At 31.1% G+C, this 15,745-nt stretch carries 15 protein-coding genes and 1 other RNA gene; 3 read left to right on the forward strand and 13 right to left on the reverse strand.

The window, feature by feature from the left end; all coding sequences use genetic code 11:
* Positions 1-53 precede the first annotated feature (53 nt).
* Positions 54-665, forward strand: coding sequence for a ribonuclease HII (locus AACL09_RS01905; protein WP_339048973.1), 612 nt, complete (start codon positions 54-56; stop codon positions 663-665).
* A gap of 297 nt (positions 666-962) precedes the next feature.
* Here the strand turns inward: AACL09_RS01905 and AACL09_RS01910 are convergent, their stop codons facing one another.
* The 9 genes from AACL09_RS01910 to AACL09_RS01950 all read right to left on the reverse strand — a co-directional run bounded on the left by AACL09_RS01910 (position 963) and on the right by AACL09_RS01950 (position 8,127).
* A complete protein-coding gene (locus AACL09_RS01910) occupies positions 963-1,928 on the reverse strand; it encodes a P44/Msp2 family outer membrane protein (RefSeq protein ID WP_339048484.1) in 966 nt (321 codons plus the stop codon).
* Between the two features lie 146 nt (positions 1,929-2,074).
* Entirely contained in the window at positions 2,075-2,509 is a 435-nt protein-coding gene (locus tag AACL09_RS01915) for a helix-turn-helix transcriptional regulator (RefSeq protein WP_339048486.1), read from the reverse strand.
* A gap of 118 nt (positions 2,510-2,627) precedes the next feature.
* The gene (locus AACL09_RS01920; RefSeq protein WP_339048489.1) at positions 2,628-2,960 is read right to left on the reverse strand and encodes a YbaB/EbfC family nucleoid-associated protein; all 333 of its coding nucleotides are present in this window, start codon (positions 2,958-2,960) and stop codon (positions 2,628-2,630) included.
* 2 nt (positions 2,961-2,962) lie between these two features.
* Entirely contained in the window at positions 2,963-4,435 is a 1,473-nt protein-coding gene (dnaX, locus tag AACL09_RS01925; RefSeq protein ID WP_339048492.1) for a DNA polymerase III subunit gamma/tau, read from the reverse strand.
* Positions 4,436-4,444: 9 nt separating this feature from the next.
* Positions 4,445-4,536, reverse strand: an RNA gene (ffs, locus tag AACL09_RS01930) — signal recognition particle sRNA small type.
* A gap of 113 nt (positions 4,537-4,649) precedes the next feature.
* Positions 4,650-5,813: a PAS-domain containing protein gene (locus AACL09_RS01935; protein ID WP_339048494.1), complete on the reverse strand. Its 1,164-nt coding sequence runs from the start codon at positions 5,811-5,813 to the stop codon at positions 4,650-4,652.
* A gap of 67 nt (positions 5,814-5,880) precedes the next feature.
* Positions 5,881-6,663, reverse strand: coding sequence for a GNAT family N-acetyltransferase (locus tag AACL09_RS01940; protein WP_339048496.1), 783 nt, complete (start codon positions 6,661-6,663; stop codon positions 5,881-5,883).
* Positions 6,660-7,094, reverse strand: a complete 435-nt coding sequence (locus AACL09_RS01945; RefSeq protein ID WP_339048498.1) for a phosphatidylglycerophosphatase A — start codon at positions 7,092-7,094, stop codon at positions 6,660-6,662. The genes AACL09_RS01940 and AACL09_RS01945 overlap by 4 nt, the downstream gene beginning before the upstream one ends.
* A 46-nt stretch (positions 7,095-7,140) precedes the next feature.
* Positions 7,141-8,127 carry an NAD(P)H-dependent glycerol-3-phosphate dehydrogenase gene (locus tag AACL09_RS01950; protein WP_339048500.1) on the reverse strand — a complete coding sequence of 329 codons (987 nt, stop codon included), beginning with the start codon at positions 8,125-8,127 and terminating at the stop codon, positions 7,141-7,143.
* Between the two features lie 313 nt (positions 8,128-8,440).
* Between AACL09_RS01950 and AACL09_RS01955 the strand changes: the two genes are divergently transcribed.
* On the forward strand, positions 8,441-9,598 hold the full coding sequence (locus tag AACL09_RS01955) for a winged helix-turn-helix domain-containing protein (protein ID WP_339048502.1): 1,158 nt from the start codon (positions 8,441-8,443) through the stop codon (positions 9,596-9,598).
* A gap of 147 nt (positions 9,599-9,745) precedes the next feature.
* Here AACL09_RS01955 and AACL09_RS01960 read toward each other — a convergent pair whose 3' ends face one another.
* Positions 9,746-10,996 (reverse strand): hypothetical protein, encoded by a 1,251-nt coding sequence (locus AACL09_RS01960; protein ID WP_339048504.1) that lies wholly within the window; start codon positions 10,994-10,996, stop codon positions 9,746-9,748.
* A gap of 122 nt (positions 10,997-11,118) precedes the next feature.
* Here AACL09_RS01960 and argJ point away from each other — a divergent pair, with 122 nt between their 5' ends.
* Entirely contained in the window at positions 11,119-12,351 is a 1,233-nt protein-coding gene (argJ, locus tag AACL09_RS01965; RefSeq protein WP_339048506.1) for a bifunctional glutamate N-acetyltransferase/amino-acid acetyltransferase ArgJ, read from the forward strand.
* Positions 12,352-13,929: 1,578 nt separating this feature from the next.
* Here argJ and AACL09_RS01970 read toward each other — a convergent pair.
* The 3 genes from AACL09_RS01970 to AACL09_RS01980 are packed head-to-tail and all read right to left on the reverse strand — an operon-like array spanning position 13,930 to position 15,738.
* On the reverse strand, positions 13,930-14,286 hold the full coding sequence (locus tag AACL09_RS01970; protein ID WP_339048508.1) for a cytochrome c-type biogenesis protein: 357 nt from the start codon (positions 14,284-14,286) through the stop codon (positions 13,930-13,932).
* 7 nt (positions 14,287-14,293) lie between these two features.
* Positions 14,294-15,385 (reverse strand): hypothetical protein, encoded by a 1,092-nt coding sequence (locus AACL09_RS01975; RefSeq protein ID WP_339048511.1) that lies wholly within the window; start codon positions 15,383-15,385, stop codon positions 14,294-14,296.
* A gap of 2 nt (positions 15,386-15,387) precedes the next feature.
* Positions 15,388-15,738 carry a ferredoxin family 2Fe-2S iron-sulfur cluster binding protein gene (locus AACL09_RS01980; RefSeq protein WP_339048513.1) on the reverse strand — a complete coding sequence of 117 codons (351 nt, stop codon included), beginning with the start codon at positions 15,736-15,738 and terminating at the stop codon, positions 15,388-15,390.
* Positions 15,739-15,745 lie beyond the last annotated feature (7 nt).

Genomic DNA, 15,745 nt, shown 5'->3' on the forward strand with positions numbered 1-15,745 from the left:
GTGCAACTATGCATGCATCAAGTATACTTAGCTGGCTTAGTTTATTTTTAGATATGCCTGATTTCTCATTAGAAAATGAATTAGATGGAATTGTTGCAGGCGTTGATGAGGTTGGTAGAGGAGCGCTTGCCGGTCCTGTTATCTCAGCAGCAGTAGTTTTTTTAAATAGAATAAATATTACAACTGAAATCAATGATTCCAAAAAGCTCACTCCACAAAAAAGAGAAGAATTATATGAGAAAATGACATCAGATATAAATATAAGATATGGCATAGGTATTGCAGACGTTGATGAAATTGATCAATACAATATTTTAGGAGCAACAAAACTATCAATGAAAAGAGCATTAATCAATTTAAATATGGAACTAGATTATGTATTGGTAGATGGCAATCAACCACCTGATGTACCGTGGAATGTAAAATGTGTAATAAATGGTGATAATCTAAGTGTATCAATCGCTGCAGCTTCTATTATTGCTAAAGTAACTCGTGATAGATTTATGATGCAGCTGCATCATGATGCACCTGAATATAACTGGTATAAAAATAAAGGATATGGCACTAAAGAGCATATCCAAGCTTTAAATAGGTACGGTGTCAGTGATCACCATCGTAAAAATTTTGCTCCTGTAAGTTTATTAACAGTAAAATATTTATTTTAAAAATATATAATATGTACTAAATATTTAAATTGGGGGGTAGGTGATTGCCGCATTAATAAAATTTACTATTTTCTTCGCTTTAGTTAAATGGCTTATCCTATAATTAGATATATTAGAATATACGTTGTTAAATGAGTAACTAATGAAATTACTCCACTGACTTTTCCAAGTCTAAAACCATTGCTAATATATAATAAAAAAGACCTAAAAATATAACTGATACAGCTATTACTGATTTCTATTGGTTAATCTGATGAAAAATTCACACGGGGAGAAACCCCCGTGTAAACTTTAAATTTAGAAATTATACATTATACCTGCTTCAACACCATGTACAGCAAAACTGTTTTCGATGGCTGCAGTAGTTGATTTAACGCGTGCAGGTTCATGCTTAGAAGTATCAATAGCAGCATCAGTTATTGCCTCTGTTGGCTTAACTTCTTTAAACTTATCACCCCAAACGCCGAAATAACGATAACCAGCAAAAATTCTCGCTGGTGAATTTGGCAGAGCAAAGCTAATCCCTCCTTTGAATTGATAAGCAGGAGCGAATCTACTTTTATCTAAGAAGTTAATCTTAGTTAAACCAAGACCACCTCCAATATATAAGTCAGCTTCAAACTCTTCACTGATTCTAAAATCACCATAAGCATTAACCATTCCCGCAATGTTATTGAAGCCTTTATTTTTCATTCTAAATGCAGCCAAGCGTGAGTCTGGTATATCTTGAGGAGAAGTTTCCGTATTTTTTCTGACCACTGCATCTATACTTGCCCATTTTGATGGATTAGTAGCATGATCAAGTTTAAAAGTGCTTCCAGAAGAAGCGTTGTCACGTTGCAATTCAACATATTGTGCTTTTTCTTCTGATTCAAAATCTTTATCATCAATATTTATTTGTGAATATAAACCTTGAAATTCAATTCTAACTCCTTCCATAAGAGCACAACCTAAAGACAAGCCACCGAGCAAGGGTGAACCTTTATACTTAGGTTTGTATTCTCCTGCTGCTTTGCTCTCAGAATCCCATCCAAGAATTGCTCCTGTTGTAACACCTGTTGCATCTTCCTTTCCTTTCAAGGTGCCTATATTGTTCCAAAATTCACCATGATAATGAAGAGCACCATAAATATTACTAATCTCCCCATCAACTGGACCAACTGGGGAGTCACCTGCAACTCTAGCAGAAGAGTAACCAGGAGAAAAAGTTAACAGCGTTATCAACGCAGTTCCTGAGATTATTTTTTTACAATAGATATCCATAATATTAACCTTATAAAAATAAAAATTTAACTCTAAATAAAAATAGAGGATAATTAAAAATCAACTAAAGTCTAGTAAAAGTTACGCATATATATTTGTTAGTTAATAAGAAATTATACCTTTTTTAATACTATCTAGTAAATAACTCACTTACTTTCATTTGCTAATGCGGATAGAGATTTAACCAGAGAATATATAGCATTACGAACTTTTTTGCTTCTAACATTAGCATATTCTCTAACTAATACCAAAATTTCTTTACTTTCAGGACATCCGTCATATTCAAAATTGCCTTGTTCATGAAGAGTATCTGATTGTCCAGCTTGTTCCTTCTGAAAAACATCTCTAGGAAAAAAGTCATTTACATCTATTTCTAGCACTTTTGCTAAATAATATAACTTGCTAGCTGAAATACAGTTTATTCCTTTCTCATACTTCTGTACTTGTTGGAAAGTAAGACTTATTTCTTGCCCTAGATCGCTTTGAGTCATTTTTTTTATAAGCCTAGATTCTTTTATTTTCTTGCCAATATACTTATCAACTTCTTTATTTTTTACTTTCCTATCTCCAGAATTAGACATGGAACCAATAACCCCTCTACTTGAAACCTAATTAAATTTAAGCTCCACAAACAACTAAAATAACTTCTTGCTAATTGTAGTATAAAATAATAAAAAAAGAAATAGATTTTTTACTCTACTAAAATGGTAATTTAAATTCAGGTGGTAGACCCATCATACTAGCAAGATTTGAAAATAAATTTTTTTTATCTTCTTCTGCTGCCTTAAGCGCATCGTTAAATGCCGCTACTATTAAATCTCCTATAATATCTTTATCTTCATGTTTTAACAATTCATCATCTAGATTAACTTCCTTAGCTTTAAAACTGCCCATCCCTTCTGTAGTAATAACTACAGAAACTTTACCACCAGCAGAAACACCTTTGAATTCCTTAATTGTATGGCCTGCCTGTGCTTCCATAACCTTCTTTTGTATAGACTCAGCTTGTTTTTTTATTTTGTTAATGTCCACAATCACTCCTTATTTTTTATATCTTCTACCTTTGCGCTTTTGAAAACGTCCAAAACTTTCTTAACAGCTGGTATATTTTCAAAAACTTCTATACAATCATCAATTGTTACACACCATTCTAATTGAGTCAGAGAATTTAAACATTGCGTCAACGTAGTAACAAAATTTTTATGTAACAAAACCTTAGCCTTTAGCTTAAGATGACCTGCACTACAGCTAATTAATTCTACACTACTACACAACTGGTTGTAAAGAAAAATTTCTTTATTCTTATCTAATAATGTTAAAATTTTATTAAAGTTATAATCTTCTTCTCTCTCTCTATTATATAATATCTGTGAATCCTGATAGCTGCCTTTATTTGTAAATACACTATTTATAACCTGTGCTGGTGATGGTAAATCTGCTAAATAACATAAATTAATTAAAATCATTTCAGCAAATAAATCACTACAAGAAAACATCTTTATATTCTGAATTCCTTTAAAAAGAGCCTGCCAAAGCCTAAGCATGAAACTTAATGTTTTCTTTTTATCTAATTTTGTTATTCTGGCCATTTCGTACTCTGTTGCAGTTTCATCTTTTAGCCCAGTTACTAAAAAACAACATAGCAAGTGAACTATTTGTAATAATTCCTCTAGAATAGAAATGGTATTGGCACTTTTACTCGCATTTTTGAAAATAATTAAAGTTCTAGCAGGGTCACTCTCCAGCAATGATTCTACAAGATCAAACAATGTTTTTCTATCTGTTAAACACAATATATTTTCAACTGTAGAAATGGAGATATTGTTTTTACCACTGTATAGTGTAACTTGGTTAAGCAGAAGCAAAGCATTACGCACAGAACCTTCAGAGTTACGTGTTATCAATTTTAGAGCATCTGTTTCAAAAGAGAGATTTTCTTTCTTTGCTATATTACTTAGATGTGCCGTCATATCATTTGCTTGAACTTTTTCTAAATTAAAACGTTGACAACGAGAAATAACAGTACCTGGAATTTTTCTTACCTCTGTTGTTGCAAGAATAAACTTAACATTAGACAAAGGCTCTTCTAATGTTTTAAGCAAAGCATTAAATGCGCTATTTGAAAGCATGTGGGCTTCGTCTATGATATACACCTTAAACTTAGCACTGATTGGGAGATAGCACGTGCTTTCAAGTATAGCTTTAATATCTTCGACACTTGTATGGCTTGCCGCATCTATTTCTAAAACGTCAGGATGTCTTGAATCTTTTATAGCTGCACAATTGTTGCAAACTTTACAAGGATAAGGTGTTGGCCCTGATGAACAATTTAAACACAAAGCTATAATTCTCGCAGTTGTTGTTTTGCCAATACCGCTACTTCCGGCAAGGAGTATAGATTGAGGAATTTTGTTCAAGATAAATGAATTACGTAAAACATGTACTAATACATCTTGTCCTACTAATTCCTCAAATGTATTTGGTCTATATTTAGCTGCTATGTTCATAAGAAAAGTATAATATGGGCATGTAACCCAAAACAGTTCTAATATGGCTGCTTCATTTCTAACCTGACCAATTTATAGTAGTTTTGCCTACATGCCTAATCATTATAATGTAATGTTTCTTTTACTTTTCAATTATTTATTTTATCATTATAACATATACTAATGCCTTTAAGGGCTTATATATAGAAGAGGAAATCTTTCAGTTTTTTCTAGGCTACTGTGATGTTTCTGTTTTACTTTTGTTTGTTATGTCTTCATATAAGAAAATTAGTCCCTCTATGGCATATGGTATAATTAAAACACTTAATATTCTACCGTCAGCTAAGTATAACAAGTAGTTATATGGATCTGATAATGTGTTTAAAAACTCAAATTTTTGTTTGCTATTGTGATCATTACTTTCTAAAGTCTCTTTAATTTTTAGTAAGCCAAAGATTTCTTCATAAGTAGGTTTTGCTGATAGCAGTAATGAGTCGAAGCTAAAAAATTCAGCAAAGGCTCTATTGTAAAACTGCAGTCTTTGATTTGCATCATATATAACTATAGCAACAGGTAAATTTGCTAATAAAGTTTTTTGTATAGTAATATACTTATTAAGTTTGTTATTTAGCTGCTCTATTTGAGTTATATCTTCTGCATACCCTATAAATTTATTTGATTTTTCTACTTTAACTTCTGTAAAATTGTATAATTTTCGCTCGTTATTAATTATGACATGCTTAGTTCCAGTGCAATATTTAGATGAAACGTTGCCTCTTGACATATTGCTATTTAGTATTTTTTTTAAACTTTTAATACATTGAGGATATGATGTATTATATACACTTATTTTAAAACCGTGATCACGCTTCCATACAGGATATGGTATTATGTCTAAAACATCTGTAAAGTCTCTTAATTTCTGAGTATACCTTGTATTTTCCATATTAAGGTTATTAATTTTTGTAACAGAATCCGAGATGTTTTTAATCCATAACAAAGCTCCGACTATATTAGTTGTACTTCCAATTATGCTTCTACCATGACATACACAATAAATTTCAACACCTTTTGCTTTTAATTTTATTGTGAAAGATTTGTTTATTTCTTTTACTTCATTTAGATTTCTTTTTAATAGGTCTGATTCTTCAAAAAAATTTGCAAATTCATTAAATGAGTAGAATATAGTGTTAAATAAAAGTAGCAAATTAGGAGAAAATCTCTCTATTCGTTTTTCTGCATCCCATAAATAAAACCCGTCATCTGTAGCATCAATTAGATTATTTAATAGCGTATTTTCGTGTTCCAAATTTCTTGACTTATGGTTAATTTTTATTAAAAAATAAGAAACTAAAAAAGATAGCCATAAATTTACAAAAATAAAAATGTATGTAAGCATATTAACCTAAGTAGATAAAAACAAGCTCGCTCTTTTATTTTAAAAGAAAGAATTAAAGAACCTAGCCTTATGAAGAAACGTATAAGTGCAAATTGCCTAACATTTTAAATCCTACTCTTTTATAAAGATTAACTGAAGATTTCATACAGTGAGCTATAACGTATTTACAGCAATGTTGTTGCGCTATTTTAATTCTTTGCATAACCATTTCAGTAGCAATGCCTTGGTTTCTATACATAGGTAATACACCATCGCTGTAGAAACCTGCTATTTCATCTTCAATGTAAATTCCACAAGTGCCGACTGTTTTGCCGTTTAATTTTGCAAGAAAAAACTTTAATTTGGAAGCCTGATTACCATGATTTAGTATTCCACGTAAGAATGTACTTACAATTCCTAGATCATGATAAAAAATAACAGATGTCATTTTATCCAGCTCTGTTAAGTCTTCTTGACTATTGACTACTTTTAGTACTAAGTTAGGTACTCTATCCTGAGATGGCAAATAATTTCTTATATTTAAGAAAGCTTTTTTAGGAGTGCTAGCACTTTTTATACCAAGGTTTTCTAATTTGGTTCTAACCTTTATATGAGAATCTATAGGCCATGTTGCTTCTATCTTTCTTTCTTGTAGATAATTCAGAACTTCTTGGACAGACTTGATGCAAAATTCACCTTCTTCTGTGTAAAACACATAATTGAATAAAGATTGGTTAGTGCCGCCTATTGTAACAATAAGGTTATTAAACTTATGCACCTCCCAATTGGACAATTTAGTTGTACCTATTATGTAATCTCTTAGGTTTTTAGTTGCGAGAGATGATCTAAGAACGCTATTTTTCTGCTTCATAGTAAATAGTATAATAATATTATAGAAAAATAAGCAAACACAGCTGCCAACACGTCATCTAGAATAATGCCTAATGCACCCTTTAATTTTCTATCAATGAAGCTAATGGGCCAAATTTTTACTATATCAAAAAACCTAAAAAAAATAAAACATACGAAATATAAACTAAAGTGATATTTTACGTTTACATTATTGCCTAGCGTAATGAATGTTAAGAAGATTGTTAATAGCTGCCCTATTACCTCATCAATGACAACCTCGCTCGGATCGTTGATAGTTCCATAATGACGCATGTAATTAGTTATAGACCAAAAACCTAGCAGAAACATGGCAAAAATAATTATTGCACCTATAATACTATTTAGCAGAATAAAAGGTAAAAGTAGCAATGCAGCTAAACTACCTATCGTTCCAGGTGCTTTTTTAAACATACCAAGTAGAAACCAAGTCGATATTATTTTAGAAAATAATTTCATCTCAATCTTTCTTACTTAAGAGGTTTGATATTGAGTCTTCTACTGTTAACTCTGCACGCAAAAGTTTATGAATAGTTTCACATACTGGCATTGATATATTTAATTTTGCTGCTAATTGTGATACTGCTTCAGCAGTTGCTGCACCTTCAATTGCAGTTTTACTTTCTGATAAGATCTGTTTGACGTTGCCATTGCTTTTTCCTATAGCAAAACCAAAAGACATGTTTCTTGAGTTTAAAGCATTGCAAGTCATAACCAAATCTCCTAAACATGAGATACCAAGTAAAGTGTCTATATTAGTGTTGCCTGTTCTTGCTACGCACATGTTTCTTATTTCTTCCATACCTTTAGTTATAACTGCTGCATGGGCACCGCACCCAATTTCTTTACCTAAAATTATACCACATGCTATAGCTATAACATTCTTGATTGCAGCACAAATTTGAATTCCTATCAAATCTGCACTTGGAAGCAACGTTATATGGTTATTTTCTAACTTTGGCATAAGAAATGACTTAACTTTGTCACTTTCACATGCAAGTGTCATAAAACACGGCAATTTACGCCCTATTTCTGATGCAAAACTTGGACCAGATAAAACGGCAACTGGGCTATTGCCAAACATTTCATTTACAATTTCACTAGGAAACATAAGTGTTAGTTGCTCTATTCCCTTACATCCTATAATGAAATGACTATTTACAAGATTTTGTTTTTTAAGATTAATGCATAAGTCGCGCAAGGACTGAGTTGGGACCGCTAAGATTATTATTTTTGAAGTGATAGCCTCTTCCAAATCGGAAGTGATAAAAACATTATTAGGAATTTTACATCCAGGTAAATATTGGCTATTTTCACTAAAATCTTTGACGGACTTAATTATGCCTTGATTGCGAGTCCACAATTTGATATTAGTATTGCTACTTAACGATATTGCTAATGATGTTCCCCATGATCCAGCACCTAAAATTGATATTAATTCTACCATTAATTTTACCTTTAAGTTATTATTTTTTATGAAGCAACTATAGTAAAAGATATAGATAGTAGGAAAAAATACAAGTGACTTAATTGTATGTGAGATATTAGTGCTTAAGTTTTTATTAATAATGTATTAATTTATGTTGAATATATTTAATATTTATTAAGTTTCAACTTGAGGATTATGCTTAAGTAATTTATAAATTCTAAATAAATTAGGTAATTAAGTAAGGTATCTAGTTAATATTATTTTTCAAAAATTTTTGTATAAATAGTAATTGTTCTGTTATTTTAAGTTGTAAATTTTATGAGGTTTTGATATGCGTATGTTATTAGTTGAAGATGATCCTGTCAGTGCAAGGAGTGTTGTAAAGATGTTAAGAGATGGTGGACATTCCTGTGACATTATAAATTGTCCTCAAGAATATAGAAATGATCTGGTTTATTCAAGTAATTGCAGTCATTATGATATGATTCTACTGGATATACATTTGGGAGATGATGATAATGGTTTTGATATTTTACTTAAGTTGAGAAATGCAAAAATAACAGTCCCAGTGTTAATAACGTCATGTATAAGTTCTGTTAGTCATAAAACTAAGGGCCTTAAGCTTGGGGCTGATGATTACATGGTTAAACCTCTACCAAAAAGTGAACTGTTAGCACGCATTCACGCTGTAATGAGACGTACTATTGGCCATCCAGAGTCTTCTAATCAGTTTGGCAGCTTTAAAATTAATTTTGATAGACGTACATTAATAGTTAGAAAAAATGGTTGTGAATATGATGTAAAATTAACTAATAAAGAGTACTCTATGCTAGAATTAATGGCTATGAGGAAGGGGACAGTTATCTCAAAAGAAATGTTTTTAAATCATCTGTATAGCGGATCTGATGAGCCTTCAGATTCTAAAATAATAGATGTATTTGCATGTAAGTTACGTCAAAAGTTAATGGAAGCTGATAGTGGGAAAAACCATATAAAAACTATTTGGGGTAGGGGATATATGCTTGCTGAAGTTCCAGAAGAAGGTAATGATCAACAAAATATTAAAAAAGCAATAGAGAATGTAGATCTTGTAGAATTCAGTAAATTACTAGAAGAGAAAAATATTGATATAAATTCCACAAATCATAATGGCAACACGATTTTAATGGATATTATTAATTCTATAGCAGTGGTAACCAATGATAATAAAGAAGAACAATATTATAGTATGATTAATTTACTTCTTAATAATAAGAGATTAAACATTAATATTCAAAATAAAAGAAATGGTAATACCGCTCTACATATAGTTGCTATATTACCTAATGAAAGATTAGTAGAAAAATTACTCAAAAATAAAGATATAGATTTCTCTATTAGAAATAATGAAGGAAAAACAGCAGAAGAATTTGCGAGGAACAAGGGAGCTGAGCATATAGCAGAGATGATAGCTTGTAAAACAAAGGAAATACGTAAAGTTATAGTTTAGGTGAATTTATATACCCTTCATAATGACTAAAAATAAATTATATTATTTGATAAAAGAAAATAAGATTGTTGCTTTTTAAGCTTATGAAGGATTCAGTGAGCTAAGAGTTAATTTACATGGGGGATTTTAAATAATTTCTTTATTATTTTAACTTTGCATAGCTCTTTGTTGATTAAGCAACTCAATACTATCTACGTTAATTTGCAAAGTGTTTTTAATAAATTTATCCATATCACTGTGTCTGATAGAGACTCTATATTTGTTGACTTTATTTTGCTCATTATCTTGCTCATTTTCTTTTTTGCTCAAACAATAGGTTACTTTTTGATAATCATATCCTTCTGAACTCAAAATTTCAGTTAATCTTTTACAATCATCTTCGTAGTTAAAATCGATTACATGATCTTCCTTGTTCTTATGAATTACCGGCTTATGACCATAATCCGCTCCGATGATTTTTCTGATTGAGTGTTCTACTGCCATTTTATGGCTGTCCCCATCTAGAATAGGAACTGGTTTAAATAACTGTTGTCTAAATTGTGGTGTACACTGATATAGCTCTATATACCGATCATTATATTCTTTTACCTGCGCAAAATGTCTTTGATATTTAGTTAGTCCATCTTTTCCTTTTTTCTCCATTGTTTTCAAAAACTTCTTTACTGATTTTTGTGTATGTGGAATTCTGCATATAAGTGGAATTTGTTTTCTTAAGAGCTCTAAAGATCCTAAATAAGTAACTTTTGCATCTTGTAAAAATAGACCTTTTAATTTCTTTATTGCATTATATAAGTTTGCCTCCTTCGGCTTATAATGTCCACTATTGTTGTCTATATACGCAATTTTACCATCTATTACTTTCATTAATCCAGAGCAAATAATAGGTTTACCGCCTGCAAGCGTTGAATGACGGTAAGCATATTCTGATTTACCAACATCAGTATGCTCATGCACCACTAATCTACCATCAAGAGTTATCACATAAGCTACACCATCCTTTCTTGTTTTGCTAATTTTACCACGCGTATCATATAACTTACCTTCTAAGCTATATAGTTTTAGATCTTTATTGTCTTCACCGATATATAAAGCATGTTCAAATTGCTCCTCTTGAGAAAAATACTTAACTTTGGTATTAGTTGCAATGACCTTCCTTTCCTCTGTTCCTACTTCTGTAAAAAAATTATAGCATGGAAAAAGGAATTTGAGTTTATTTTCTATCCAATTAAGTATTTTACCTATAATGCTAAATGATTTCTTATTTCCCAGATCAATAGATAATTGCTGTTCTTTAGGTACTCCAGGATAATCTGATCTCGTGCCAGCTTTACCAAAACTTTTAGCTGCATATATAAACTTTTCCAGCAGGTATTTTTTGCGTTCTTCTGATACTGACACTATTAATCCCCCTATTAATATTATTATATAATATACTTATTTAGTAACAAAATCAATCATCTTAATATTCAACAAAAAGTGTGATTTGTATTATACTGAAACAATCTATATGTTATAATTTTATGAAAATACCGAAATCTCCTTTTTATCCTAAAAATTTTCCAGAGATGCCTAAAATTAAAGGTATCAAAATGGCTGTAGCAAAAGCAGGAATTAGAAGCTCTGGTAAAAATGATATGCTAGTTATGGAATTTACTCAAGGTACTTCTGTTGCTGGCGTTTTTACTACGTCATATGCTGCAAGTAGTAACATTGAACATTGCCGAAAGATCCTGCCTTTTGGTAAAGCTAGGGTACTTATTGTAAACTCAGGTAATGCTAATGTTGCCAATGGCAGTGCGGGATATAAGGCAGTAGAAGAGATAGTTAACTTATGTACTGATCTATTTCAATGCAAGGGAGAAGAAGTATATTTTTCTTCAACAGGAGTAATCGGCAAACCCCTCCCAGTAGATAAAATGAAAGCTGCAATAGAGAGAGCTGCAAAAAATTTAAGTGCAAACTCATGGGAAGATGCAGCTATTTCCATTATGACGACTGATACATATCATAAAATGACAACCAGAAAAACAGAAATAGGTGGAGTTGAAGTAACCATAAATGGAATATGTAAAGGCTCAGGTATGATTGCACCCAATATGGCAACAATGCTATCTTATGTGGTTACTGATGCTAATATTTCAACTGAAGTTCTACAAAAGATGTTAGATGAATATGTACCTATATCATTTAACAGCATAACAGTTGAAGGTGATACTTCAACTAGCGATACTTTACTTATCTTTGCAACAGGTTGTGCAAATAATGAGCAAGTAGACTCATTTGATGATCCAAAATTTAGCAGTTTTAAGCTAACACTCAGAGAAATGTTAATAGAAATGGCACATCTTATTGTTAAAGATGGCGAAGGTGCAAGCAAATTTATCACAATAACAGTAAAGGGTACATCATCTATTTTATCGGCAAAACAACTAGCTCTTTCAGTTGCAAATTCTCCGCTTGTAAAAACTGCAATTGCTGGTGGAGATGCTAATTGGGGTAGAATAGTTATGGCTCTTGGTAAAGCTGGAATAAAGTTTGATAAGAATAAGATTGCAATAAAAATCGGTAACGTTCAGATAGTAGAAAATGGTGAATTAAGTATAAAGTATGATGAACATCTAGTTACAGAATATATGAAAGGAAGTAACATTGAGGTTGAAATTGATCTAAGTCAAGGCCAAAGCAAAGCAACTGTATGGACGTGTGACTTAACCCATGGCTTTATTACAGTTAATTCTAAATATTTAACTTAATATATGAATTTATCAAATTACTTCAAAGGATATAATAATAGAGTATAATTAAATCGATTTCTAGAAATTGATAGAGTTTAGATATTTTTTACAAATAATCAAAAATTCTTGAATTCAAACTCAAATTAGATTCTTCTATCTCATCTCATAATCACCCAATTAAAAAAGAAAAATTAAAAATGTTAAAAAGAATTTTTTGAGAACGTTCAACAAACTGTGTCAAACAAGAAAAATATTAATATGAAACATGGAATGAATGAAAAAACATCGAATAAAAACAGTGGATTAATAAAGAGTTAATATATTATCGCCGATCAGAGACTGGCAAAGTCTGATCAATAGAAGCAAGTTTAGAAAGAAAATAAATGAGAATGGAATCATAGAAAAGTTCAAAATACAGATTCAGACTCATTTGAAGATAGAGACTTGAGCCACAAAAAAAAGACAAATTAATTTACACCCTGAACTTGAAATGTTTGCAAAGTTATAAATATCGAAACGACCATAAGCAGCAGCAATATTACCGATAAATTATTACCAATGAGTGGCGCAGTCGGTCATATTTACCCAATAATTTGTATGGTTTTTCAAAGTAAGCAAATTCGGCATAGATCAAAAAAAGAGGCTTTTATTTTGCTGGTTATGAATGATCTCAAATTGTGTATTTTTCTACAGCCATAAACAACCAACGTAGAAATATATGGAGATAAGTAAAATATGTATCCAGCAAAATGAATGATTTGAAGAAAAGTGGGAATTCCCATGGTAGTGAAATCATGGCAAAATAATTGGGAAACTGGCTATTTAAAGTATTCAGATCCAATTAGGCGGCTACTACCAATCCAATTTTCATGGGCAAATGAGAATAATTCACTAAAACCAATTTACCAGTACAAATGCCTTCTGTGCTATAAAAAAGATAGAGCAAAATTGGACTATACCAAATTTGGCTTTTTGATGTTTTCTTTCCTAATAGATTAAAAATTCAGTTGAGTTTTTGACACAGTTTGTTGAATACTCCCAAACGTTTTGATTCAATTTAATAGCGGGAATTTATAATTGGGAACTTTCTATATGAATTTTGAAAGGGGTCTATTCTTAACTTTTCCTCACTTTTGCTGTGGATTCCCTTTATGCTTCTCAAGAATGCAAAAATTTGCTTCCAATTATTTTCTTTTATATATGGTAGTTTTCTTTTGGCTAATTACAGTAAACTACCGCTTTTTTCTACCTCAACAAATTTTGTTCACATGGCCTAGAAAAGATTATAATAAATTAGAGTGCACAAAATTTTGTCTTCTAATGTCTCAATATGCGATTTTCTTCCGTGACATTTCTTTTTTCTACTACTTTTTCAAACTCAGCAACTGTTAAATCGGTCAATTGCCTGAAAATATACGATTTCTTTCTTCATAACTTATTGCCCTCCATCAAAATTACTATTTAAACCTCTTCTCTACTCTTTCCAATCCTTCTTTCTTCATTCCTTAGGGAGGTCTATAGCTTCCCCCTTAAACTTTATTATAGTGCTTAAGTTGTAATTAAATTTTAAAAATTTAATAATATATTACTAATAATTTATGTATTTATTTTCCTATAATAAAATGTTGAAATGATTGAAATACCAACAAAGAAAATCAACATTGGTAAAATCCATAACATGTAATTGAAGGGCGGTATGCTGATTATCTTATCACCATAAACATGTCTTAAATCTGAGATTATTTCCTCATCACTGTCACCACTTTTAATTCTCTCACGTATGGCTTTACGCATATCGTAAGCTAACTGTGATTGAGATTCGTATAAAGACTCTCCGGCACAGATAGGGCATTTTACAATTTTAAATAAATCAGTAGCGCGTTCTTCCAACTTATGATCGCTTAGTTTTTCATCTAAAACAAAAGCATGGACAACAAAAAAGGGAATTAACATTAAAAAACTAATTGTCAATATTCTCATATTTATTAGTTTCTATATCTTCTTTTTCGTTATTACATATCTTTTGTATTTTATCTATGAATGCGTCAAGCCGCATATTGCCAATATACACTGCTTTATCATCATTATTATAGCTTAATATAACTTTTATGTTATCTTCACTAATCTTTTGTGCAACATTCAAAACTAGCTCTTGAATATTATTTATGATTTGAGCATTGTTTGAGGGTAAATATTGGCTGGCTAGAAAGTATATGCTTTCTTTATAATTTAACATATCAATACTGATTTCACCTTTGAATGAGTATGATAACACTGCAATGATAAAGTCGTGTAACTTCCCTTTTGCATTAATAGTAAAATCATTGCCACTGATTGAGAACTTTTCTATGTCTAAGTTTAACTTAACATTCGACTTATTACTTAAAATTTCAACATCAAAATTTGCGTTAATTTCTGGGCTAATCTGATCTTTTATATCAGTATGTTCGCTAATGTGAGAATTAACGCTGAGCTTTATATGCTCATCAGATTTTTTATCAAATATCAGTTGTAGATGGTTTTCTTGGCTGGATTTTGTACTAGTTTCACTATTGCTACTTAAAGTTATGCAGCTTAATCCATGATCTTCGTACCTTAACAGATTAACGCAATCTACAACACTGAGCTCATCTTTAATCTGTAGTAAAAAGGGCAACTTATTTAATTTTGAGGTAAGAGCTAATTTGTGAGTATTACAAACTACACTATAGTTTTCTTGATTGTCCGATATGGTAATATCTATAATATTGTTAGGAATAGATAAGGATAACCACTTACTGAATAGTTTATACTTAAGCAGCAAAGAGTCTAACTTGATAGAAGTTGACTGGGGTATGGTAATTTCAGGGTTTTTTATATCTAAATTTATACCAAAAGGAAAACCATAGGTGACAATATTGCCATAAGTAAGCTCAATCTCATAAGCTTTTGCATAAGATGAGATCTTTTGCAGCATATTTTTAGTTTTACTAGTGGCATAAAGCCATAATCCACTATAAGTAGTAAAAAATAATAAGATTATGACGGCTATGGCACAAAAAATTTTACGCATTCTTATTTTTTATCCACTGATATATTACGTGTGCTGCTTGGAATCCTTACACATAAGCCATCGATTTCTTTAGTAACTTTGACTTGGCAGCCGAGTCTTGAAGTTTCAGTGAGGCCAAATGCTAAATCCAACATATCATTTTCTTCATCAGATATTGAGTTAGTTTCTTCAACAGTATCATAAAAATCTTTTTCAACAATAACATGACAGGTAGAACAAGCAAGCGACCCTTCGCATGCACCTTCTAGTAAATCAGGGTCGCTTCTATGCGCTAGGCTTAGTAATGTCTCACCTTCGTATGCATCATAAGTTTTTTTGCTTCCATCTGGTAAAATGAATGTTACAGTTGGCATAATATCC

Source organism: Candidatus Mesenet endosymbiont of Phosphuga atrata, assembly GCF_964020175.1.
In the GTDB taxonomy this organism is placed as follows: domain Bacteria; phylum Pseudomonadota; class Alphaproteobacteria; order Rickettsiales; family Anaplasmataceae; genus Mesenet.